General features: G+C 71.6%; 21 protein-coding genes. 10 read left to right on the forward strand and 11 right to left on the reverse strand.

Going from position 1 to position 22339, the window contains the following annotated elements; genetic code table 11:
• A complete protein-coding gene (gene gmd, locus ACILQ5_RS07360) occupies positions 1 to 981 on the reverse strand; it encodes a GDP-mannose 4,6-dehydratase (protein WP_395657327.1) in 981 nt (326 codons plus the stop codon).
• 85 nt (positions 982 to 1066) lie between these two features.
• On the opposite strand from gmd, the gene galE reads away from it, so the two are divergent.
• From galE to ACILQ5_RS07375, 3 genes are all read left to right on the forward strand, one after another.
• On the forward strand, positions 1067 to 2071 hold the full coding sequence (gene galE / locus ACILQ5_RS07365) for a UDP-glucose 4-epimerase GalE (protein ID WP_395657328.1): 1005 nt from the start codon (positions 1067 to 1069) through the stop codon (positions 2069 to 2071).
• Positions 2068 to 2886, forward strand: a complete 819-nt coding sequence (locus ACILQ5_RS07370) for an N-acetylmuramoyl-L-alanine amidase (RefSeq protein ID WP_395657329.1) — start codon at positions 2068 to 2070, stop codon at positions 2884 to 2886. The genes galE and ACILQ5_RS07370 overlap by 4 nt, the downstream gene beginning before the upstream one ends.
• 150 nt (positions 2887 to 3036) lie before the next feature.
• The gene (locus tag ACILQ5_RS07375) at positions 3037 to 4029 is read left to right on the forward strand and encodes an IS481 family transposase (protein WP_395657418.1); all 993 of its coding nucleotides are present in this window, start codon (positions 3037 to 3039) and stop codon (positions 4027 to 4029) included.
• On the opposite strand, the gene ACILQ5_RS07380 is transcribed toward ACILQ5_RS07375, so the two are convergent.
• Positions 4026 to 4637 (reverse strand): TetR/AcrR family transcriptional regulator, encoded by a 612-nt coding sequence (locus tag ACILQ5_RS07380; RefSeq protein ID WP_395657330.1) that lies wholly within the window; start codon positions 4635 to 4637, stop codon positions 4026 to 4028. The two genes, ACILQ5_RS07375 and ACILQ5_RS07380, sit on opposite strands and share 4 nt — an antisense overlap.
• Before the next feature lie 55 nt (positions 4638 to 4692).
• Here ACILQ5_RS07380 and folP point away from each other — a divergent pair, with 55 nt between their 5' ends.
• From folP to ACILQ5_RS07400, 4 genes are all read left to right on the forward strand, one after another.
• The gene (gene folP / locus ACILQ5_RS07385) at positions 4693 to 5571 is read left to right on the forward strand and encodes a dihydropteroate synthase (RefSeq protein WP_395657331.1); all 879 of its coding nucleotides are present in this window, start codon (positions 4693 to 4695) and stop codon (positions 5569 to 5571) included.
• A 359-nt stretch (positions 5572 to 5930) separates the two neighbouring features.
• Positions 5931 to 6149, forward strand: coding sequence for a hypothetical protein (locus tag ACILQ5_RS07390; RefSeq protein ID WP_395657332.1), 219 nt, complete (start codon positions 5931 to 5933; stop codon positions 6147 to 6149).
• Complete coding sequence (locus ACILQ5_RS07395; protein WP_395657333.1) at positions 6146 to 6835, forward strand: dihydrofolate reductase family protein; 690 nt, start codon at positions 6146 to 6148, stop codon at positions 6833 to 6835. The genes ACILQ5_RS07390 and ACILQ5_RS07395 overlap by 4 nt, the downstream gene beginning before the upstream one ends.
• Before the next feature lie 189 nt (positions 6836 to 7024).
• Positions 7025 to 9538 (forward strand): M12 family metallo-peptidase, encoded by a 2514-nt coding sequence (locus ACILQ5_RS07400; RefSeq protein ID WP_395657334.1) that lies wholly within the window; start codon positions 7025 to 7027, stop codon positions 9536 to 9538.
• A gap of 165 nt (positions 9539 to 9703) precedes the next feature.
• On the opposite strand, the gene ACILQ5_RS07405 is transcribed toward ACILQ5_RS07400, so the two are convergent.
• The 3 genes from ACILQ5_RS07405 to ACILQ5_RS07415 form a co-directional block, all read right to left on the reverse strand.
• Positions 9704 to 10615: a hypothetical protein gene (locus tag ACILQ5_RS07405; RefSeq protein ID WP_395657335.1), complete on the reverse strand. Its 912-nt coding sequence runs from the start codon at positions 10613 to 10615 to the stop codon at positions 9704 to 9706.
• 276 nt (positions 10616 to 10891) lie between these two features.
• Positions 10892 to 11722 carry an SGNH/GDSL hydrolase family protein gene (locus tag ACILQ5_RS07410; RefSeq protein ID WP_395657336.1) on the reverse strand — a complete coding sequence of 277 codons (831 nt, stop codon included), beginning with the start codon at positions 11720 to 11722 and terminating at the stop codon, positions 10892 to 10894.
• A 67-nt stretch (positions 11723 to 11789) separates the two neighbouring features.
• A complete protein-coding gene (locus tag ACILQ5_RS07415; protein WP_395657337.1) occupies positions 11790 to 13406 on the reverse strand; it encodes an acyl-CoA synthetase in 1617 nt (538 codons plus the stop codon).
• Positions 13407 to 13424: 18 nt separating this feature from the next.
• Between ACILQ5_RS07415 and ACILQ5_RS07420 the strand changes: the two genes are divergently transcribed.
• On the forward strand, positions 13425 to 14318 hold the full coding sequence (locus tag ACILQ5_RS07420) for an LLM class flavin-dependent oxidoreductase (RefSeq protein ID WP_395657338.1): 894 nt from the start codon (positions 13425 to 13427) through the stop codon (positions 14316 to 14318).
• 88 nt (positions 14319 to 14406) lie between these two features.
• Positions 14407 to 15033 (forward strand): hypothetical protein, encoded by a 627-nt coding sequence (locus ACILQ5_RS07425; protein WP_395657339.1) that lies wholly within the window; start codon positions 14407 to 14409, stop codon positions 15031 to 15033.
• 138 nt (positions 15034 to 15171) lie between these two features.
• On the opposite strand, the gene ACILQ5_RS07430 is transcribed toward ACILQ5_RS07425, so the two are convergent.
• From ACILQ5_RS07430 to typA, 6 genes are all read right to left on the reverse strand, one after another.
• Positions 15172 to 16176: a TIGR03617 family F420-dependent LLM class oxidoreductase gene (locus tag ACILQ5_RS07430; protein ID WP_395657340.1), complete on the reverse strand. Its 1005-nt coding sequence runs from the start codon at positions 16174 to 16176 to the stop codon at positions 15172 to 15174.
• Between the two features lie 19 nt (positions 16177 to 16195).
• Positions 16196 to 16696, reverse strand: coding sequence for a thioesterase family protein (locus ACILQ5_RS07435; RefSeq protein WP_395657341.1), 501 nt, complete (start codon positions 16694 to 16696; stop codon positions 16196 to 16198).
• Positions 16693 to 17304: an RDD family protein gene (locus ACILQ5_RS07440; protein WP_395657342.1), complete on the reverse strand. Its 612-nt coding sequence runs from the start codon at positions 17302 to 17304 to the stop codon at positions 16693 to 16695. Before ACILQ5_RS07440 ends, ACILQ5_RS07435 begins: the two co-directional genes overlap by 4 nt.
• Before the next feature lie 2 nt (positions 17305 to 17306).
• Positions 17307 to 18020: a hypothetical protein gene (locus ACILQ5_RS07445; protein ID WP_395657343.1), complete on the reverse strand. Its 714-nt coding sequence runs from the start codon at positions 18018 to 18020 to the stop codon at positions 17307 to 17309.
• Between the two features lie 59 nt (positions 18021 to 18079).
• Positions 18080 to 18298 (reverse strand): DUF2945 domain-containing protein, encoded by a 219-nt coding sequence (locus tag ACILQ5_RS07450; RefSeq protein WP_395657344.1) that lies wholly within the window; start codon positions 18296 to 18298, stop codon positions 18080 to 18082.
• A gap of 220 nt (positions 18299 to 18518) precedes the next feature.
• On the reverse strand, positions 18519 to 20408 hold the full coding sequence (typA, locus tag ACILQ5_RS07455; protein WP_395657345.1) for a translational GTPase TypA: 1890 nt from the start codon (positions 20406 to 20408) through the stop codon (positions 18519 to 18521).
• 102 nt (positions 20409 to 20510) lie between these two features.
• Between typA and ACILQ5_RS07460 the strand changes: the two genes are divergently transcribed.
• Positions 20511 to 22307: a hypothetical protein gene (locus ACILQ5_RS07460; protein ID WP_395657346.1), complete on the forward strand. Its 1797-nt coding sequence runs from the start codon at positions 20511 to 20513 to the stop codon at positions 22305 to 22307.
• The last annotated feature ends 32 nt before the right edge of the window (positions 22308 to 22339 follow it).

Consider the following 22339-nt stretch of genomic DNA (forward strand, 5'->3'; position numbering starts at 1 on the left):
TCACCATCCCGATCGGGTCGCGGCGAGGTCGGCGTCGACCATCAGCGCCACGAGCTCCTGGAAGGAGACCTTGGGTTTCCAACCGAGTACCTCGCGCGCCTTGCTGGCGTCACCCACGAGGTGGTCGACCTCGGCCGGGCGCATGTACTTCGGGTCCTGGCGCACGTACCGCGTCCAGTCGTCGATGCCGACATGGCGGAACGCAGCGTCGAGGAAGTCCCGGATCGAGTGGGTCTCCCCAGTGGCGACGACGTAGTCGTCCGCCTGCGGCTGCTGGAGCATCAGCCACATCGCTTCGACGTAGTCGCCGGCGAACCCCCAGTCCCGCTCGGCGTCGAGGTTGCCGAGCACCAGTTCGTCCTGCAGGCCGAGCGTGATGCGGGCGACCGCTTCGCTGATCTTGCGGGTCACGAACTCGGGTCCGCGGCGCGGGGACTCGTGGTTGAAGAGGATCCCGGACGAGGCGTGCATGCCATAGGACTCGCGGTAGTTGATCGTCATGTAGTGCCCGAAGACCTTGCTGACGCCGTAGGGCGAGCGCGGCCAGAGCAGGGTCCGTTCGTGCTGCGGGACCTCCTGCACCTTGCCGAACATCTCTGAGCTGGAGGCCTGGTAGAACCGGATCCCCTCCGGCTTGTCGTGGGTGTGCAGCCGCACGGCTTCGAGCATGTTGAGGACGCCCTTGGCGGTGACGTCGGTGGTGAGCTGGGCGTTCTCCCACGAGTACGCCACGAAGGACACCGCACCGAGGTTGTAGACCTCGTCGGGGTTCGAGTCCCGGAGTGCCCGGATGAGGCTGGACATGTCTGTGAGGTCGCCGTTGTGCAGCCGCACGTCGGGAAGCAGGCGCTGCACCAAGTCGAGCTTGGGGTTGTTCTGCCCGCGGATCACCCCGTGGACCTCGTACCCCTTGTCGAGGAGGAGCTCGGCGAGGTAGAGCCCGTCCTGCCCGGTGATCCCGGTGATGAGCGCGGTCGGCATGGTGTGGATCATGCCAGCCGGATGCCGGCGGCAGGGCGGGTCGAGGGTTCTGGGCACTGGAGGGCGGTCACCTAGGGTGGCCACCATGAAGGTTCTCGTGACCGGCGGTGCCGGCTACATCGGCTCGACCACCGCCAAGGCGCTCGAGGAGGCGGGGCACACCCCTGTCATCCTCGACTCCCTGCTGACCGGGCCGCTCGCGTTCGTCCGCGACCGGATCTTCTACGAGGGCGACATCGCCGACCGCGCCCTGCTGCGACGGATCGTGGACGAGCACCCCGACATCCACGCCACCATCCACATGGCGGCGCGGATCGTCGTCCCGGAGTCGGTCGAGGAGCCCTACGAGTACTACCGCGACAACGTCGCGAAGTCGTTGGAGCTCTTTGACGAGCTCGACGCGCTGGGCAAGGGCCGCGTGCTCTTCTCGTCCTCGGCGTCGATCTACGCGCTCAAGGACGAGTTCGAGGTCTCCGAGGGCGACCTCCTGGCGCCGACCTCGCCCTACGCCCGCACCAAGCGGATGATGGAGGAGGTCCTCCAAGACATGGCCGCCGCGACCGGGCTGCGCGCGATCATCCTGCGCTACTTCAACCCGATCGGGTCCGACCCCGACCTGGAGTCCGGCATCTACGCCAAGGAGCCCTCGCACGTGCTCGGCCAGCTGGTGATGGCGGCCCGTGGGCAGAAGGACGCGTTCACGATCACCGGCACCGACCACCCGACCCGCGACGGCACCGGCATCCGCGACTACATCCACGTCTGGGACCTCGCGAGGGCGCACGCGCGTGCGGTCGAGAAGTTCGACCAGGTGATCGAGGCGGCCGGCGCTCCGAGCGTCGTCATCAACGTCGGCACCGGATCGGGCGTCACCGTGCGCGAGCTGGTGAAGGCGTTCGAGAACGTCTTCGGCAGCGAGGTGCCGGTGCGCGAGGCGCCGCCGCGCCCCGGTGACGCCGTCGGGGCGTTCGCCAACGTCGACCGGTCCGCTGAGCTGCTGGACTGGCACACCGAGCTCTCCCTCGAGGACGCCATCGGCTCGGCCCTGGCGTGGGGCGAGAAGCGCCAGGAGATCCTGGGGTACGAGTGACCAAGCTGCTGGCGCTGCTCGTCGCGGTCCTGCTGGTGGCGCCGGTCGGCGCTGCGCACGCGGGGCGCTCGGCAGACGCCGGCGGATCGGGTGGCTCGGTGGTTGAGGTGCGAGGAGCGCCAGCGACGAGCCTCGAAACCACGGAGAAGCCACTGGACGGCAAGGTCATCGTGATCGACCCGGGCCACCAGCTGGGCAACCACAACTTCCCGGAGAAGATCAACCGACTGGTTCCGGCGGGTGGGTTCCGTAAGGAGTGCAACACGACCGGGACCGCCACCAACGGCGGCTACCCCGAGGCGACCTTCACCTGGCGGGTGTCCAAGCTGCTCCAGGCGCGGCTCGAGCACCTCGGCGCCAAGGTGAGGCTGACCCGGGTCGCCAACCGCGAGGACCGGTGGGGCCCGTGTGTCGACGCGCGCGGCCGCGCCGGCAACAAGGTGCACGCCGACGCGAAGATCAGCATCCATGGCGACGGCTCCTACACCGCCGGCGCCCACGGCTTCCACGTGATCGCACCGACCGACCGCCGACCCTGGACCCACGACATCTACCGGACCTCGAAGCGGCTCGCCCTCGACACCCGGGCAGCGCTCAAGGGCCGCGGGCTGACCGTGGCCAACTACATCGCCGGCGGCAACGGCCTCGACTTCCGCTCCGACCTCGCGACGCTCAACCTGTCTGACGTCCCGACCGTGATGGTCGAGCTGGGCAACATGCGCAACGCCGGCGACGCGCACCGGATGACCCGGCCCGCCGGGCGGGCGACCTACGCTGCGGCACTGGCGGCCGCCGTACGCCGGTTCGTCGGCTAGAGAGGCGCGCGAGCAGGGTCGCTAGCTGTACTGATCGGGCACGTTGGTCGAGATCGTGTGACGACACGATCTGAATGAGCTTGGAAGGCGAAGACCTCCGGGCGTGGAGTGGAGCTGTCTAAGAACCGGCTCCGCCACCTGGAGGTCTTCGTGTCCCACGCTAACGCTGCACTGACCCCTCGCGCTCGTCTGCGGCTGGCGCGTCTGATTGTCGAGAACGACTGGCCGATCGCACGGGCCGCCGAGCGCTACGACGTGTCCTGGCCGACCGCGAAGCGGTGGGCCGAGCGCTACCGCCTCCTCGGGCCGGACGCAATGAACGATGCGTCCTCGCGTCCCCACTACTCACCGAACCGGGTGCCGGCACCGGTGGTCCGCAAGATCGTGCACCTGCGCTGGAAGCAGCGACTCGGGCCGGTCCAGATCGCTGATCGAGTCGGGGTGGCGCCATCGACGGTGCACAAGGTGCTGGTGCGGTGCCGGATCAACCGGCTCACCCATGTCGACCGTGCGACCGGGGAGCCGATCCGTCGCTACGAGCACGACCACCCCGGCTCGCTGCTGCATCAGGACGTCAAGAAGCTCGGCAACATCCCCGACGGCGGCGGCTGGCGCTATGTCGGTCGCCAGCAGGGAGATCGGAACCGATCAGCCACACCGGGCAAGCCACGCAACGCACACCACAACCCAAAGATCGGTACCTGCTTCGTGCATACCGTCATCGACGATCACACCCGGCTGGCCTACGCCGAGTGCCACGACGACGAGACCGCCGCCACCGCGGCCGCCGTGTTGACCCGTGCGGTGGCCTGGTTCGCGGTCCGCGGCGTGGTCGTGGAACGGGTCCTGACCGACAACGGCAGCTGCTACCGGTCATTCCTGTGGCGCGACACCTGCGCCGAGCTCGCCATCGCCCACAAACGGACCCGCCCCTACCACCCGCAGACCAACGGCAAGATCGAACGCTTCCACCGCACCCTGGCCCAGGGCTGGGCCTTCAAGAAGCTCTACCGCTCCGAACACGCCCGCAGAGCAGCGCTGGCAGGATGGCTCCACGAGTACAACCACCACCGGCCCCACACCGCGATCGGCGGGTCAGCACCCATCACCAGGTTGACCAACCTCACCGATCAGTACAGCTAGCCCAGCACCCCGTCCAGGACGATCTCGACCAGCGCTGCGGCGCGCTCGTCGATCTGGGCGTCCTCGAGCGCGCCGCCGTCGAGGCGGACGCCGAGGGTCTGCATGGTGACCGAGCCGTAGAGGCACTCCGCGACCGCGTTGGGGGAGACCCCGTCCTTGGCCTCGCCTCGCTGGACGGCGCGCTGGAGGATCTTCTCGACGTGCTCGACCTGCACGTCGGCGACCGCCTCGGAGAAGCGGCCCAGCGGCTCGGGTGCGCCGGCGGTGTCGATGATGATCCGCAGCGACGCCCAGCCGGCCGGCTCGCGGAAGTAGCGGAACAGGTTCGCCGCCAGCCCCTTGAGGTCGCCGCGCAGCGACCCGGTGTCGACGTCGCCGAGCTCGTCGCTGGCCGACCCGACCGCGTCGGTGAGGAGCGTGTCCTTGTCCTGCCATCGCAGGTAGACCGTCGACTTCCCGACGCCGGCGCGGCGCGCGACGCCGTCCATGGTGAACCCCGACCAGCCGTGCTCGCCGTACTCCTCGAGAGCGGCGTCGATGATCCGCTTCTCGGCCCCCGGCGTCCGCGGTCGCCCTCGGCCCCGTCGGGGCTCCTGTGACGTGGACATGCTCGATTGAACCTCACAAACAGGTTGGGTGGCTGCAATCGCTACTGTCGTCGGCATGTCCGAGTCGTGCACGCCGCTCAAGCTCGGGCACCGGACGTTCACCGACGGGTTGCCCCTGGTGATGGCCATCGTCAACCGCACGCCGGACTCGTTCTTCGACCAGGGCGCCACCTTCGCCGAGGACAAGGCGTGGGCGCGGGTGCAGCGCGTGGTCGAGGAGGGCGCGGACCTCGTCGACATCGGCGGCGTGCGGGCGGGCTACGGCCCTCACGTCGACGTGGCCGAGGAGATCGAGCGGGTCGCGAGCTTCGTCGGCCGGGTGCGCGCGGCGTACCCCGACCTCGTCATCAGCGTCGACACCTGGCGCGCCGAGGTCGCCCAGGCGGTGCTCGAGCAGGGCGCCGACGTCATCAACGACGCCTGGGGCGGGCACGACCCCGAGCTGGTCGCGGTCGCCGCCGCGCACGACGCCGCGGTGATCTGCACCCACGCCGGCGGGCTCAGCCCGCGCACCGACCCCTTCCGCCAGGAGTACGACGACGTGGTGGCCGCCTGCATCGAGACCACCGTCGCGCTGGCCGAGCGGGCGGTAGCCGCCGGGGTGGACCCGCACAGCGTCGTCATCGACCCCGCGCACGACTTCGCGAAGAACACCTTCCACTCCCTCGAGATCACCCGGCGGATCGGCGAGATGGTCGACACCGGCTACCCGGTGCTGGTCTCGGTCTCCAACAAGGACTTCGTCGGCGAGACCCTCGGGCTGCCCACCGGCGAGCGGCGCAACGGCACCTACGCCGCCACCGCCATCTGCGCGATGGCCGGCGCTCGGATCCACCGGGTCCACCAGGTCCTCGAGACCCGGCAGCTGGTCGACATGGCCTGGTCGATCGCCGGCCGCCGCCCGCCGCTGCGCGCGATCCGGGGGCTGGCGTGAGGGCGGTCCTGGTCCCGGGCGTGCTCGCGCTGCTGCCGGAGTACGCCGGGCTGCAGGACCCCGTCGCGGAGCTGCGAGCGGCCTGCGTGGCCGCTGTCGGCTGGGCGGCCGCGGACGGGCCGGTCGCCGTGGTCGGGACGGAGCAGGGGCGGAGGGTCGGGGAGGCGTTGGTGGCTGAGGCCCTGCCTTCGCTTCCGGGGTCTCGACAAGCTCGACCACCGGAGACCGCTCGACCACCGGAGACCGCTCGACCACCGGCGGAGGCCCTGCCTTCGGTTCCGGGGTCTCGACAAGCTCGACCACCGGTCGTGGTCGTGGCGAACGGGTCGGCGAAGCGGGGGGAGTCGTCGCCGGGGTACGTGGACGAGCGTGCGGTCGGCTTCGATGCCGACCTGGGGGCGCGGCTGCGGGCCGGCGACCTCGCGAGCATCGACCACGACCTGGCCCACGAGCTGTGGGCGGACACCCTCGCGCTCGACGAGCTGGCGGCCGTCCTGCCCCCGGGCTGTCCCGGGACCGTGGACCTCGAGGCCGACCCCTACGGCGTGCAGTACTGGGTGGTGAGGTGGGAGTGGTGACGTTGCGCGTGCTGGTCGGGCCCGACCCCGGCGGCGCCGAGCCCGACCTGGCCCGGCTCTACGCGGCCCCGGCAGACCCGTGGCTGCGGGTCAACATGGTCAGCACCCTCGACGGTGCCGCCAGCGGCGAGAACGGCCGCAGCGGGTCCATCAACAACGCCGTCGACAAGCGCGTCTACGACCAGCTGCGGGCGCTCGCCGACGCGATCGTCGTGGGCGCCGGCACCGCCAGGGCCGAGAGCTACGCCCCGGTCGACCGGCCGACGGTGGTGGTGAGCCGGCGCGGCGACGTACCCGAACAACTGCGCGGGGGCCCGCCGGGAGCGGTGCTGCTGGCGACCTGCGCGAGCGCGGAGCACCTCGCGGAGGCTGAACAACTGCTCGGGAACGACCAGGTGCTGGTGCTCGGCGAGGACGAGGTCGACCTGCTCCGGCTCCGCGAGGAGCTCGCCGGCCGCGGCCTCACCCAGCTGCTCGCCGAGGGCGGTCCGCACCTGCTGCACGACCTCGTCGCGGCCGGCGCGGCCGACGAGGTGTGCGTGACGGTCGTGCCCCGGCTGGTCGCCGGGGAGGGCCCGCGGATCGCGGTCGGCCCGCCCGTCGACGTACCGCTGGAGCTGCTGACGCTGCTCGAGGGCGAGGGCACGCTGCTGGGCCGGTGGAGGATTTCCTCTCGAATGGGGTGATGCGCGGACCACATCCGGGGCCTAGAGTGCGAATCGCCGCCTGATCGGGGGGCATCTCGGCCACGAGGGAGAACAATGTCGCGTCACTTCAAACCACTAGCAGCCCTGGCCGCCGTCGCGCTCGCCGCTGCAGTGCTTCCCGGGGGGTCGTCCGCTGACGCGTCGACCGACCACGGGATGTACCGCTCGATGGACGGTTTCCGCCCGAGCGGTGCGCACGTCCGGGTGAACCCGGAGCACTACACGGCCTTCCGCGTCGACACCGCGCAGGTCCGCTCGGCCCTCGCCGGCGCCGCCAAGGCCGGCAGCCAGCGGACCACGTCGTTCGCGGTGCCCACGCCCACCGGCGGCCTCGAGCACTTCGCGGTGCAGCGCACGTCGCTGCTCTCGCCGAAGCTCGCCGCGGCCAACCCCGACATCTCGACCTGGGCCGGTCGCTCCACCGACCACCGCGGCACCACGATCGCGATGGACCTGACCCCGATGGGCTTCCACGCGAGCGTGCGCCCGGCCGGCGGCCAGGGCGCCTGGTACGTCGACCCGGCGTACAACGTCCGCGGCACCACGACGCACCTGAGCTACTACGGCGGCTCGCTGCCCGACCAGGCGCAGCAGCTGGCCGAGAAGGACATGCCGGTCGTCAAGAAGCTGATGAAGGACCGGGCCATGAAGGCCCGCGCCGGCGGCGGCCCCGTGTCGCAGAAGGTCTACCGGCTCGCGCTGGTCACCGACCCGAGCTACTACGAGTACTTCGGCGCCAGCTCCTCGAACGTCACCTCGGAGAAGGTCACGCTGATGAACCGCGTGAACCAGATCTACAACGACGACCTGGCGATCAACATCGAGCTGACCGCCGACGTCCAGTTCAACACCGAGGCGGAGACCACCGGCCCCAACGGCCCGTGCGGCGCGAACCCCTGCTGGGTCAACGACCCCGACGCCACCGACAACGGCGGCTACGTGCAGGGCCAGATCGCCTACTGCGACGTGGGGACGCTCGAGCGCAACCAGATCGTGCTCGGTCAGCTCGTCGGTGCCTCCAACTACGACATCGGCCACATCATGCTCGGCGTCAACGGCGGCGGCATCGCCGGCCTCGGCGTCGTGGGCAGCATCGAGAAGGGCATGGGCTGCACCGGCCTGCCGGACCCGACCGGTGACTTCATGGCGATCGACTACGTGGCGCACGAGATGGGCCACCAGTTCGGCGGCAACCACACCTTCAACGGCACCCAGGTCAACTGCTCGGGCGGCAACCGCAACGCCGGTACGTCGGTCGAGCCGGGCTCGGGCTCCTCGGTGATGGCCTACGCCGGCATCTGCCGGTACGACGACCTGCAGCCGCACACCGACCCGTACTTCTCGCAGCGGACGCAGACCGAGGTCAACGCCTACACCGGCAGTCCCGCAGGGGCGCCGGTCGAGGTGCAGGACGTCGCGTTCCGCGGCCTCGACAACGGTGACACGATCACCGTCGGGTTCCCGGGCGCAGCCGGCACCAAGCAGTTCGTGGTCGGCCAGACGTCCGGCGCGACGGCGTACACCGCGGCCAACATGGCGACCCAGCTCTCCGCGCTGGTCGGCACCCAGGTCACGGTGGCCGGCTGGGGCTACGACCCCTACGGCGAGATCTACGACACCGGGGAGTACCCGGCGCCGCTGACCGAGCCCAACGCGGGCGGCTTCCAGGTGATGTTCGCCGGTGACGCCGACCCGTACACCAACGACAGCGACCGCGAGGACGAGCCCGCCCTCCAGGTCACTGCCCCGGGTGCGACGTACGTCCACGTCGGCGAGACCGCCAAGGGTGGCGAGCCCGGCAACACCGGGTTCGAGGTCAACCCGACCGACAACCACAACCCGACGGTGAGCGCGCCGAAGAACAAGACGATCCCGACCCGCACGCCGTTCACCCTGACCGGCACCGGCAAGGACGCCGACGGCGACCCGCTGATCTACCTGTGGGAGCAGAACGACGACGCCCGCGGGCACAACGGCACCGGGCTGGTCGACAACAAGAAGGTCTTCGGCCCGCTGTTCCGGGTGTTCGGGATCTACGCGGACGTGACCGACGAGGGCACGCTCGAGTACGAGTCGCCCGGCGAGAACCTCGCCACGGCGGCCGACCGGACCCGGACCTTCCCGGACCTGGCGCAGATCCTGGCGGGCAACACCAACGCCAAGAGCGGCACCTGCCCGAAGGTCGCGCCCTACGACCCGGACAACTACACGCCGGTGCCGGCGAAGGCGCGGGACTGCTACTCGGAGTTCCTGCCGACGTCCGCCTACAAGGGCACGCCGGGCCAGGGCGACCACGCCATGCACTTCCGGCTGACCGCGCGTGACGGCGTGGCCGGCGGCGGCGGGGTCGGCTACGACGACGTCACCTTGAAGGTCGACCCGAAGACCGGGCCGTTCCTGGTGTCGTCGTTCGGCAAGTCCGGGCAGTCGGTCAAGGGCGGCAAGAAGACGACGATCACGTGGAAGGTCAACGGCACGCAGAAGCTGGCCAAGAACGTGAAGATCGTCCTCTCGACCGACAACGGCCAGACCTGGAAGACCGTCCTCGCCAAGAAGACGGCCAACGACGGGAAGGTCGTCGTGAAGATGCCGAAGAAGAAGACCTCCTCGGCATGGATCATGATCGAAGCCGTCGGCAACTACTTCTTCGACGTCAATGACAAGGCGTTCCGGATCAAGTAGTCCAGCACCTCGGAGGGCCCCTGGCGACACGCTCGTCAGGGGCTCTTCGTCGTGGTGGGGGTGGTGGTGGGGGGCGGGTCTGAGGGGGATAGTCCCTGACCTTTCGGCCCCTCAACGGCAGGTTCCGGGGCGAGAAGGTCAGGGACTACCCCAGATCGGGCCCGCTCAGGCCGCCCGATAGCGCAGCAGCCGACCGCGCAGGTGGGGTGGCAGCGCGCGGCGAGCGGCCACGGTCGAGGTGTCGTGCCACCAGTCCGGCTGCTCGATGGTCCAGCGACGCCGGTGAGCGGGGAGGTCGGCGGCCCGCAGGTACGCCCCCGTGAGCCGCGCGAGGAACGGGCCGGGGTCCCGCCGGTCCCCGGCCAGCATGGTCACCACCTCGAGCCCGTGCGAGCGGTACGCCTCCTCACCACCGAGGTCGCGGAGCCGCCGGGCGCCGGCCAGGTGCAGGCGGCCGTCGTACTGCCCGACCACCCCCGCGACCGGGTCGACCAGGTCGGGAGTGCCCAGGTGACGACCTTCGGGGTCGAAGACGGGTCGGTTGTGCAGGGGTCGTCCGAGACCGGTGCGAGCCCAGACCGTCCCCATGAGCACCTCGGGTGGTGACCAGGCGTTCTCGACGGCCAGGACCAGGCCGTCCCGAGCCTGCGGGATCCCGGTCCAGCCGTTGAGGGTCGCGGCGTACGCCGCCGCCTCGTCGATCGAGACCAGGTCGTCGTAGCAGGCCATGCTGAGGGTGACGGCCGCGTCCAGGGGGTTGGGTGCGTACCGCATCTCGAAGCAGACCGACCGCGCGGCGGTGGTGACTCGCAGGCCGTCGACCACGAGGAGGTCGCCGGGAGCCAGCCGTTCCTCGGAGGTCGCGAAGCTCCGCTGCGCCCTGATCGCGCGGTTGCCCCCGATGGCGAGGGTGGGCAGGCGGCGCGGGCCGCCGCCCCACGGAGTGCCGTCGAACCAGCGCGCACCCATCCACGCGAGGGCCGCCCACCCGGTGACACCGCCCCAGTCCTCCGGCAGCGCGGCCGCCGCCTCGACGATCCGCTGGACGGTCGCCGTCGGGTCGACGTCAGCGGGCACGAACAGGCCTCGGCTGGACCTGCGCCACCGAGGACCCCGGGCCGCCTTGGGTGTCGGCCCCTGCTGGCCGGTCGGGTCGACGCGCACAGGGACGACCACGTCCCTGGTCACGCCCGAGAGGTCCATGACGAGACGGTTCCCGCCGGCGCGGATCGCTCGATCGGTCATCCACAAGGCCCCGGGGGCGGGCCTGCTGGGATAGTCCCTGACGGTCTGGCCCTTCACGGCCACATCTCAGGGCGAGAAGGTCAGGGACTATCCCAGATGAAGCGCTCGTCAGGGGGTCTTGCTCGCGCTCAGGGTGGTGCTGGGGCTGGCGCTGGTGGTCGCGGTGCCCTCGGTCTCGACCGGGAGGTCGAGGGCGCGGATCGAGGCGGCCAGCTTGCGGCCGATCAGCTCGTGGCCGGCCTGGTTGGCGATCCCGTCGGCGACGAGGAGGTCCGGCTGGTCGGTCTTCCCCGCGCCGGCCCAGCCCTGCGCGACCGGGTCGACGACGTACCCGTCGTACTTGTCCATCAGGTTGATGACCGCGGCGGTCATCGCCTGGTCGGGCCCCTCCTGACTGAGCCGCCACGGGACCACCTGCACGAGCACCGCGTCGGGATAGGTCTTGCGGAGCTTGGCCAGGTAGGTGTCCATCGCCGCGACGATCGCGGCCTGCGAGTAGACCCCCTGGTCGTTGCGGCCGGCGTCGACCACGACGACGTCCGGCTCGCTGGCGGGCAGCTCGTCGATCCGGTCGACGAGGGCGTCGTACGACGAGTCGAACGCGTGCCCGCTGCTCAGGAAACCGGTGCCGCGCTCGGCGGCGAGCTCACAGGTCCAGCCGAGCTCCTCGGCGGCCACGCAGGACTCGCCGGTCTCCGGCTTGTCCGCGCCGGAGCCGGCCGTGTAGCCGTCGCCGATCCAGAGGGAGACGACCTTGGCGTCCGCGGTCGGTGACGCGCTTGTGCTCGTGGGCGCGGAGGGGAGGGGTCCCGCGTGGTCGGCCGCGTCCGCGGCGGTCTCGTCGACCCGGTTGTTGTAGTCGACCCACATCGCACCCGTGCCGACGACCACACCCACTGCGAGCACCCCCACGAGTGCTCCACCGAGTCGCGACGTCACGGGAGGACGTTAACCTGCGCCCGCCCCGGATGGGCGCAGGCCCGGGGGTCGGGACCCGGAGGGCCGGTCACCGCTCGCCGGCGGCCAGGTCGCGGTGCTCCTCGCGGAGGGACCGCTTGAGGATCTTGCCGCTCGGGTTCTTGGGCAGGGCGTCGGCGACGACGACGTACTTGGGCGTCTTGTAGCCGGCCAGGACCGTGCGGCAGTGGGCGACGACCTCCTCGGAGGTGAGGGTGGTGCCGGGCTTGGGGACGACGACCGCGGTCACCGCCTCGACCCAGACCGGGTGGCTGATCCCGAACACCGCGACCTCGGCGACCCCGTCGAGGGTGTAGATCGCCTCCTCGACCTCCCGGCTGGCGACGTTCTCACCGCCGGTCTTGATCATGTCCTTCTTGCGGTCGACGACGTAGAGCCGGCCGTCCTCGTCGAGGTAGCCCAGGTCGCCGGAGTGGAACCACCCGTGCCGGAACGCCTCCGCGGTCTTCGCCTCGTCGCGGTAGTAGCCGAGCGTCGCGTGCGGCGAGCGGTGCACGATCTCGCCGACGGTGCCGGGCGGGACCGGCTGGTCGGCGTCGTCGACCACGCGGGTCTCGACGTTGAGCGCGGCCCGGCCGGCCGAGCCGGCGTACTCCAGCTGCTCCTCGGGCCCGAGGATCGTGGCCAGCGGCGCCATCTCGGTCTGGCCGTAGAAGTTCCACAGCGCGACCTCGGGCAGCCGGCGCTGGATCTCGCGGAGCACCTCCACCGGCATCGGGGAGGCGCCGTAGTAGCCCTTGCGCAGGCTCGAGAGGTCGGCGTTGTCGAAGTCCGGGTGGCGCAGCAACCCGATCCACACCGTCGGCGGCGCGAAGAACTTGGTGACCCGGTGCTCCTCGATCGCTCGCAGGATCGCCGCCGGGTCCGGGCCGGGCAGGATCACGCTGGTCGCGCCGAGGTAGACGTCGACGCCGAGGAAGCAGTCCAGCTGCGCGCAGTGGTAGAGCGGCAGCGTGTGCAGCTCGACGTCGTCGGCGCTCATCGAGCCGTCGATGGCGCAGGAGACGTACTGCCACAGCAGGCTGCGGCTGCTCAGCAGCGCGCCCTTGGGCCGCGACTCGGTGCCGGAGGTGAACATCATCCGCACCGGGTCGTCGTCGCCGAGCACCACGTCCGGCGGGGTGCCGTCGTGCTCGAGCCACTCCTGGAGGTCGACCCAGCCGTCGGGGACGTCGCTGCCGGGCCCGGCGAGGCGTACGACGGCGCACCGCTCGACCGTGCCGGCCGAGGCCGCCAGCGCCCGCTCGGCGACGGGGACCAGCGCGTCCTCGACGACGAACGCCCGGGCGCCGCTGTGGTCGAGGATGAACGCGACCTCCTCGCCGCCGAGCATGAAGTTGACCGGCACCAGCACCACGCCCGCGCGGGCGCACGCGAAGTCCAGGACCGCGAACTGCCACGAGTTGTGGCACAGCAGCGCCAGCCGGTCACCGGGCGCCAGACCGGCGTCGGCGAGGGCGGCGGCCGTCGCGTCGACCACCGCGTCGAGCTCGGCGAAGGTCAGCCGGGTGGGGCCGTCGACGATCGCGAGCTTGTCGGGCACCCGGCGCGCCGTACGACGGGGCAGGTCGCCGAGGGTCTGGGACCGCGCCCGCGCGGTCGTGCCGGTGCTCTCGTCCCTGATCTGGTCCGCCGGGGCCTGCATGCCCGCCAGACTAGGCACGTGGACGTTGGCATGACGTTGCCGGTGATGGAGCCGGACCTGTGGTCGGCGGACGACACCCTCGAGCGGTGGTCACGGGCCGTGGACGAGGGGCCGTGGTCCTCGTTGTGCTTCGGCGAGCGGATGGCCTTCGACAACCCCGAGACCCTCACCCTGCTCGGCGCGGCCGCCGCCTGGACCTCGCGGGTGCGGCTGGTGACGACCGTGGTGGTGCCGCAGCTGCACGCCCCGGTGCCGCTGGCCAAGGCGCTCGCGACCGGCGACCGGCTCTCCGGCGGCCGGCTGACCGTCGGGCTGGGCGTGGGCGGGCGCGAGGAGGACTACCAGGTCGCGGACGCCGACCTCGGGACCCGGACCATCGCCGGCCTGGCCTCGCGGGTCGCTGCGATGCGGGAGGTCTGGGCGGGCGAGCGGGTCGGCGACGCCGTACGGCCGGTGGGACCGCCGCCGGTGCAGCCGGGTGGCCCCGAGCTGCTCGTCGGCACCCTCGGGCCGCGCACCATCCGGGCCGCGGCCGCGTGGGCCGACGGGCTCGCGGGCATGTCCCTGGACGTCGGGCTCGCCGACATGGAGCAGGTCTTCGCGCTCACCCGGGACGCCTGGCGCGAGGCCGGGCGGCCGGCGCCGCGGCTGACCACGTCGTTCTGGTTCGCCCTCGACGACGGCGACGGCTCGGCGCGCGAGCAGATGCACCGGCACCTGCGGCACTACATGAACTGGATCCCGGCCGACTTCGTCGACCTGCTCGCCGCGACGGCCGGGTTCGCGGGCACGCCCGCGCAGCTGCGGGAGGTGCTCGAGCAGGTCGCGGACCTGGGCGCCGACGAGGTGCAGCTGATCCCGACGGACGCGGACGTCGACCAGGTGCACCGGCTGGCCGAGATCGTCGGCTGAGGCTGCTCCAGACCCCAGGTCGCGGACCATCCCAGCGGCCTGGGGAGTTCCTGCGGCGAAGCGGGGCCGCAGGGCCTACTGTTCGCTCGTGCGGATGGACTGGGTGCCGGTCTCGGCGGCACTGCTGCTCACCGGGGCGCTGGCGCTGGGCCTCGGTGGCTTCCTGCTGCCCCAGTCCGACGACGCGGCCGACTCGCTGCGGACCGTGCAGCAGGACGGCGGCCTGTGGATGGCCGCGGCCGCGATCCTCTTCATCGCCTCGATCTGCCTCACGCTCGGCCTGCCCGCCATCCTCACGCTCGTGCAACGGCGGGGCTGGACCCTGGGCCTGATCGCCGCGGTGGTGCTCGAGATCGGGTTCGTGGGCACGGCCGGGTTCTCGATGCTGATGGTCTTCTTCCGGGCCCTCGTCCGGACCGACACGATCAAGTCCCAGGGCATCGACCAGCTCGCCTCCGAGACCGGGCTGGCGGTGTTCCTCTACGTGTGGATCGTCGGGCTCTACCTCGGCGAGCTGCTGCTGGCGGCCGCGCTGCTGCGGGCCCGGACCACCCCGGTGTGGGTGCCGGTCGCGCTGATCGCGCACGTGGTGATCGCCCCGTTCTCGATGCTGCTGCCGGAGTACCTCTCGAAGGCGACCGTGGTGCTGCTCGTCGCCGGGTTCGCCGGTGTCGCCATCTCCGCCACGAGTCCGCAGGTGCGCCGGGCTCGCTGAGCGGTGCTCTGGCCGTGTGTCTGGGTCGACATCGGGATAGTCCCTGACCTTTTCGCCCTTCCGGCGCGGTCCTGAGGGCCGAAACGTCAGGGACTATCCCAGCGAGCGAACGGGCGGGCGGGCGGACGGGGACGGGCGTCAGGCCAGCGCGGCGGCCAGGTCGCGCACCTGGTCCAGCGGGACGTCGTACCCGGGGAAGTAGGCGCAGACCCGGTCGGCGACGTCGCCGAACCGGCGCTGGATCTCCGCGGCGCACTCCTCCGGAGTCCCCCGGACGGCGAGGGTCTCGAGCATCTCGTCGGTGACCAGCTCGAACATCGCCGCCCAGTCGCCCTGCTTGGAGAGCCGGTTGAGCTCCGGCTGCACGTCGGCCCAGCCCTCGACCTCGAGGACGGGGCGGTACGCCGGGGTGGAGCCGTAGAACGCGAGCAGCCCTCGGACCCCGACGCTGGCGGCGGCGAGCTCCTCGTCGGTGCGGCCCATCGCGACGATCGCCTGCGGCTGGATCGTGAGGTCCGCCCGGGTGCGGCCGGCCGCCTCGAGGCCGGCGTCGACCGCCGGCAGGGTCCGCTCGCGGAAGTGCCGGTGGCTGTGGAACGGCATCACCAGCAGCCCGTCGGCGACCTCGGCCGCGGTCCGGGTCATCAGCGGACCGAGGGCGCCCAGGTAGACCGGCGGGACGCCGTACGGGTTCGGGCCGGGGACGAACGTCGGCGGCATCAGCGTGTGCCGCGTGAACTCACCGCGGAAGTCGAGCCGGCTGCCGTCCTGCCACGCGCCCAGGATCGCCTTGACCGCCAGCACCGCCTCGCGCATCCGGGCCGCGGGGCGGTCCCAGGTGGCGCCGTACCGGTGCTCGATGTGCGGCCGCACCTGCGACCCCAGCCCGAGCCGGAACCGGCCCTTCGCGAGCAGCTGCAGGTCGTACGCCGTGTGCGCGAGGTGCATCGGGCTGCGCGGGATCGCGATCGCGACGTTGGTCATCAGGTCGGTCTCGACCGCCTGGCTCGCGACCGCGAGCGGCAGGAAGACGTCGTGCGGCCCCTCGAAGGTGAACAGCCCGGCGACACCGGTGCCGGCGAGCTCGACCGCGCGGGCGGCCGCGGCGTCGGGGCGGGCGTGGAGCTGGACGTCGAGGCGCACGGGCCGGCTCCGCCCGCGCTCAGCGCAGCGCCAGGCAGCCCGAGGTCACCGGCGTCCAGGGCAGGGCGGCGTCCTCGGCGATCCGGCGGTCGAGGTTGGCCGCGACGTCCTCGGGCCAGGGCGCGGTACGACGGGTGCTCATGTCGATGTGGAGGAAGATCTCCTCCATCACGTAGCTGAGCCGCTGGTGCGTGTCGTCGAGCAGGTAGACCACCGCGTGGGCGGCGCGCTCGGAGCGGCCGAGGAGCAGCACCCGGGTCGACATCTGATCGCCGGTGCGGAGCTCGGCGAAGTAGTTGAGGTGGTGCTCGGCGGAGAAGCAGGCGTGCCCGGCGGCCGGCCAGTTCTGCGGGATGCCGAGCTCGACGATCGACTCGTCGAGGCCCTCGCTCGCGATCCCGGTGTAGTGGCGCACGTTGAGGTGGCCGTTGACGTCCTCGAACGCGATCGGCACCGGCTGCTCGGAGTAGGCCGGCAGGACGGCGAGCTGGTCGTAGGTCGGCTGCTGGGAGGTCGTCACGGTTCGGGACGATACCGGTGCGCCCGCGGCTGCCAGTCGTAGACCACGGCCGTGCCGAGCACGAGGTCCTGCACCGACCGGTTGCCACGGTTGATCGCCACCCACATCAGGCCGATCGGGAAGAACACGTAGAAGGCCGAGCGCAGGGCCGCGCGGAGCCAGCCGACGTCGCCGCCGCGGCTGCCGGTGACCCGCAGCCCGAGCAGGAGGTTGCCGTAGGTCCGGCCGGTGACCGCCCAGGTGACCGTCGTGTAGAAGCCCATCAGGAAGCCGCCCAGTATCACGCTGCGCAAGAAGGTGGGGTCCGGGAACGCGAACGAGCGCGGGTCGAGGAGGAACAGCAGGCCGGCGTACCCGAGGTAGATGCCGAGCAGAGCGGCCCCGATGAGCAGGCCGTCGATGGTGGCCGCCGCCCCGCGGGTCACGATGCCGGCGCGGTTGCCCTGGAAGGCGCGGGCCTCCCGGGGGATCGCGGAGAGCTCGTGCGCGTGCTCGCGCGGGTGCTCGGGCGCTGGCTCGGCGGTCGGCTCGGCGGTCGGCTCGGCGGTCGGCTCGGCGGTCGGCTCGGCGGTCGGCTCGGCTGTCGGCTCGGGTGCGTGCTCGGTCATGCTCACCCGGCCCCGCCCGGCGCGGGCCGCGCCCGGTTGCGGCGCAGCAGGACCCGGTCGACGATCCGGGCGACCGCCTCGTCGGCGTTCACGCCCTGCATGCGCACGACCTGGACCGTGTCGGAGGCCATCGTCCCGGTCGAGCCGCGGATGATCTCCGGCAGGTCGATCTCGTCCATGACCTCCTCGACCAGCCCGGCCAGGTCCATCTGCGCGAGCACCGAGTCGACGATGGTCTTGAGGTCGACCCGGCTGGTGACGGTCGAGGTGAGGTCGAGCCGGTCGAGGATGAGCTCGATGTCGATGCGCTTGGCGACCTCGTTGAGGTCGACCCGGTCGATGACCGCCTCCACGTCGAGCCTGGTGGCGACCTCGTTGAGGTCGACCCGGTCGATGACGGCGTCGACGTCGAGCTTGGCAGCCACCGCGTCGAGGTCGACCGTCGCGACGAGGCCGTCGAGGTCGACGTACCGCCCCACGGCGAGGGTGACCAGGCCGGGCGCGTAGGTGTCGACCTCGCGGACGATGCGGGTGCGGGCCGCGGCGCCGGCGCGGAGGAACGGCCGGGCGCCGCGGGCGATCAGCCCGTCGACGCGGAGGGTTCGCGCGGTCGCGGTCGCCGCGGCGGCGGTCACCGCGACGACGCCGACCACGAGGTCGACCGCGGTCAGTGCGGCCGCCGCGTCCTCGGGCAGCCGTCGTACGGGGACGGTCACGGGGGCAGTGTCGCCCGCTTCCGACGGCGGTGCCTCACCGATTGCGGGTGAGGGGCTGGCTAGCCCTTCTTGGTGCTCCGGGTGAGCGCGGACGGCTTGTGGACCGCCTCGCCGCCGCTCTCGTCGCTCTTGACGAGGTACTGCGGCTCGTCCTTCGACGCCCTGACCGTGCGCCCCGCGGCCTTGGTGTCGGAGGTGATCTCCTTCTCCACCACGCCCTCGGCGGTCCCGCCGTGGCTCTGCCAGGTGACCCGGTCGCCCTTCGTGAACTCCTTCATGGGGTGGCCGGTACCCGGGGCTGGGTTGCGTCATACGAGGTGGTTGCTCGGGGCGCCGGGTCGGATGACGTCCGGGTCACCTGCGGGGTTGCGTCGTACGAGGTGGTTGCTCCATCGGCCGGCCGATGAAACTCCCCCGCCCGCCGGCGCCGGACGTCATCCAGCCCGGTCGCCGAGGCAGCCAGCTCGCATGACGTTCCAGAGGCGAGCAGGGAGCGGGTCAGCGGGACTTGCGGGCCCGGGCGGCGATCTTGGCGCGCTCGTTCTGGTCGAGGACCACCTTGCGGATCCGGACCTGCTCCGGGGTGACCTCGACGCACTCGTCGTCGCGGCAGAACTCCAGGCACTGCTCGAGCGAGAGCTTGCGCGGCGGGATCAGCTTCTCGAAGTTGTCGGAGGTGGCGGACCGGATGTTGGTCTGCTGCTTCTCCTTGGTGATGTTGACGTCCATGTCGTCGGCGCGGGAGTTCTCGCCGACGATCATGCCCTCGTAGACCTCGGTGGCCGGGTCGACGAACATGATGCCGCGCTCCTGCACCGAGGTCATCGCGTACGCCGTGGCCGCACCCGACCGGTCGGCCACCAGCGAGCCGTTGTTGCGCGAGCGGATCTCGCCGGCCCAGGGCTCGTAGCCCTCGGAGATGTGGTGGGCGATGCCGGTGCCGCGGGTGTCGGTGAGGAACTCGGTGCGGAACCCGATCAGGCCGCGCGCCGGGACCAGGAACTCCATCCGCACCCAGCCGGTGCCGTGGTTGGTCATCTGCTCCATCCGGCCCTTGCGGGAGGCGAGCAGCTCGGTGATCGCGCCGAGGTACTCCTCCGGCGCGTCGATCGTCAGCCGCTCGGTCGGCTCGTGCAGCTTGCCGTCGATCTCCTTGGTGACCACCTGCGGCTTGCCGACGGTCAGCTCGAAGCCCTCGCGGCGCATCTGCTCGACCAGGATCGCCAGCGCCAGCTCACCGCGGCCCTGCACCTCCCAGGCGTCGGGGCGCTCGGTCGGGAGGATCTTCAGCGACACGTTGCCGACCAGCTCGGAGTCCAGGCGGTCCTTGACCAGGCGCGCAGTGACCTTCGAGCCCTTCACCCGACCGACCAGCGGCGAGGTGTTGGTGCCGATGGTCATCGAGATCGCCGGCTCGTCGACGTGGATGAGCGGGAGCGCGACCGGCTGCTCCGGGTCGGCGAGGGTCTCGCCGATGGTGATCTCCGGGATGCCCGCGATCGCGACGATGTCGCCGGGGCCGGCGGACTCGCCGGGCTTGCGCTCGAGGCCCTCGGTGACGAGGAGCTCGGTGATCTTCACGTTCTTGACCGACCCGTCGCGCTTCATCCACGCGACCTGCTGGCCCTTGCGCAGCGTGCCCTCGTGGACGCGCACCAGCGCGAGCCGGCCGAGGAACGGCGAGGAGTCGAGGTTGGTGACGTGGGCCTGCAGCGGGGCGCCCTCGGTGTACGTCGGCGCCGGGATCGTCTCGAGGATCGTCTTGAACAGCGGCTCGAGGTCGGGGGAGTCGGGCAGCGCGCCGTTCTCGGGCATCTCCAGCCCCGCGACCCCCGCGCGGCCGGAGGCGTAGACGACCGGGAAGTCCAGCGCGTCCTGGCTGTGGCTCTCGTCGAGCAGGTCCATGAACAGCTCGTAGGTCTCGTCGACGACCTCGGCGATCCGGGCGTCGCCGCGGTCGGTCTTGTTGACGACGAGGATCACCGGCATGTCGGCGTTCAGCGCCTTGCGCAGCACGAACCGGGTCTGCGGCAGCGGGCCCTCCGAGGCGTCGACCAGCAGCACGATGCCGTCGACCATCGACAGGCCGCGCTCGACCTCGCCACCGAAGTCGGCGTGGCCCGGGGTGTCGATGATGTTGATCGTCATCGGCTTGCCCTCGGCCGCCGGACCCGCGTAGTGCACCGCGGTGTTCTTCGCGAGGATCGTGATGCCCTTCTCGCGCTCGAGGTCGCCCGAGTCCATGACCCGCTCGGCGACGCTCTCGGCCTGGTGGGCGGTGAACGCGCCGGCCTGGCGGAGCATCGCGTCGACCAGGGTGGTCTTGCCGTGGTCGACGTGGGCGACGATCGCGACGTTGCGCAGGTCGGTGCGGGCGGTGGTGGGCATGGCGGTACGACGTCCGTTCGGTGGAGTTGAGGGCTCGATCGAGCCCGCTCGAGTCTAGTCATTCAGGCCGCGCCGCCTTGCATCGGCGAATACCCTGGAGAGGTGGGGGGTGCGCTGCGGCATGCGCTCAGGTGGGGGGTCGCGGCGACGTTGGTCGCCGCCGCCCTCGCTGTGCTGTCCCCTCCTCCTGCCGGCGCCGTCAGCTCCGGACGGCCGATCGCGATCGCCGTCGGGACCGACGGGACGTCGTACGTCGGCTTCGCCTCCGGCGGCAAGCTGCTCCGCCTCGACGCCGACGGCAACCCCGACGGGTCGCTCGCCCTCAGCAGCAGCGGGCCGGTCGACGGGCTCGCCGTCGACGCCGACGGCAACGTGTGGGTCGACGACGGCGAGACCGTGTCGCAGGTCGCACCCGACGGGACCCCGCTGACCCAGTTCGCGCACGACCCGGGAGGGAACTGCCCGGTCGACCACGCGCACGACCCGGCGCGGTACGGCGGCCTCGCGGTCACCTCCGACCGGGTCTACGTCGCGGCCCGCTGCCGGGCCGACGTGGAGGTCTACGACCTCGCCGGCAACCTCGAGGCGCAGGTGGGCCTGCCCGGGAACGACTACCCGCGCGGGGTGGCCCTCGCGCCGGCGTTCGACGGCGTCCCCGCCCGGCTCTACGTCGGGGTGCCGGACTCCCGGGTCGTGCAGGTCTACAACCTGCGCTCGCTGCGCACCGGCGCCGACCCGGTCCGCACCGTGCACGTGCAGCGCGGGCCGGGGTTCGCCGGCCCGCTGATCTCCGGGCTCATCGCGGACACCAAGGGCCAGCTCGGCGTGCTCGACGCCGCCAACAACGCCATCTACTTCTACAACGCGACCCAGGACTACGGCTTCTACCGGACCCTCGGGCACCCGCCGGACCCCGGCTCCGGGAAGGGCCACCTCGACCACGCGCGCTCGATCACGCTCGGCGCCCCGGTGCTCGGCGGGAACTACTGGATTGCCGACACCGGCAACGGCCGGGTGCAGCGCTGGACCGTCGAGGGCACCACCCGCTGGATGGCCGACGCCCAGACGCCGGGCGACCCGGGTGCGCCGGTCAACACCGCCGTGCCGGTCATCACCGGGACCGCCGACGTCGGCTTCGAGCTCACCTGCAGCGACGGCGAGTGGACCGGTGCGCCGTTCGCCTTCACCCGCGTCTGGCAGCGCGACGGGGTCACGATCGACGGCGCGACCGACTCGACGTACGTCGTCAGCGACGCCGACGCGGGCACGGAGATCAGCTGCGTGGTGACCGCCCTCAACGACGTCGGCGCCAGCGGCCCCGCGAGCAGCGAGCCGGTCACCATCCCAGGCGGGACCGAGCCGCCGGTGAAGACCTGCCGCGGCCGGCCGGCCGTGAAGATCGACAAGGGTGCGCACTACGCGCGCGACCCGTACACCGTCCTCACGATCCGCGCACCCGTCGGGGCGACCGCGGTGACGATCTCGAACGACGCGAAGTTCAAGCGCGCCGACACCAAGGCGCTCGTGACGAGCTGCCGCTACCTGTGGACGCTGGACAAGCGGTCCAGCAAGGTGCCGAAGACGGTCTGGGTCCGGTTCCCGGGTGCGGCGTCGGCCGGCCGCGCGAAGGACCAGATCGTGCTGGACTCCGCCGCGCCGAAGCTCAAGCGGGTCACCGCGGCGTGGAGCAACGCCCGCTGGGGCTGGGTGGTGCACATCCACGCCTCCGACCAGGGCACCGGGCTGGCGACCGTCACCTACGGGAGCTCGCGGCGGAGCAACAAGACCGTGCGCTGGGGCACCGACATCGTGTCCTGGGACAGCGGCTGGATCCGGTGGTTCCAGGTGAAGGACCGGGCCGGCAACGTGAGCCGGTGGTACCACCTGACCGGGATCTGAGGGGTCGGTCGGCCGACCGACCTAGGCTGGAC

This window comes from Nocardioides sp. (genome assembly GCF_044226305.1).
GTDB lineage: Bacteria > Actinomycetota > Actinomycetes > Propionibacteriales > Nocardioidaceae > Nocardioides.

Coding starts and splice junctions, on each gene's coding strand:
- gmd (WP_395657327.1), bottom strand. CDS start 981: ATGCCGACCGCGCTCATCACCGGGATCACCGGGCAGGACGGGCTCTAC.
- galE (WP_395657328.1), top strand. CDS start 1,067: ATGAAGGTTCTCGTGACCGGCGGTGCCGGCTACATCGGCTCGACCACC.
- ACILQ5_RS07380 (WP_395657330.1), bottom strand. CDS start 4,637: ATGTCCACGTCACAGGAGCCCCGACGGGGCCGAGGGCGACCGCGGACG.
- folP (WP_395657331.1), top strand. CDS start 4,693: ATGTCCGAGTCGTGCACGCCGCTCAAGCTCGGGCACCGGACGTTCACC.
- ACILQ5_RS07400 (WP_395657334.1), top strand. CDS start 7,025: ATGGACGGTTTCCGCCCGAGCGGTGCGCACGTCCGGGTGAACCCGGAG.
- ACILQ5_RS07415 (WP_395657337.1), bottom strand. CDS start 13,406: ATGCAGGCCCCGGCGGACCAGATCAGGGACGAGAGCACCGGCACGACC.
- ACILQ5_RS07440 (WP_395657342.1), bottom strand. CDS start 17,304: ATGACCGAGCACGCACCCGAGCCGACAGCCGAGCCGACCGCCGAGCCG.
- ACILQ5_RS07450 (WP_395657344.1), bottom strand. CDS start 18,298: ATGAAGGAGTTCACGAAGGGCGACCGGGTCACCTGGCAGAGCCACGGC.
- typA (WP_395657345.1), bottom strand. CDS start 20,408: ATGCCCACCACCGCCCGCACCGACCTGCGCAACGTCGCGATCGTCGCC.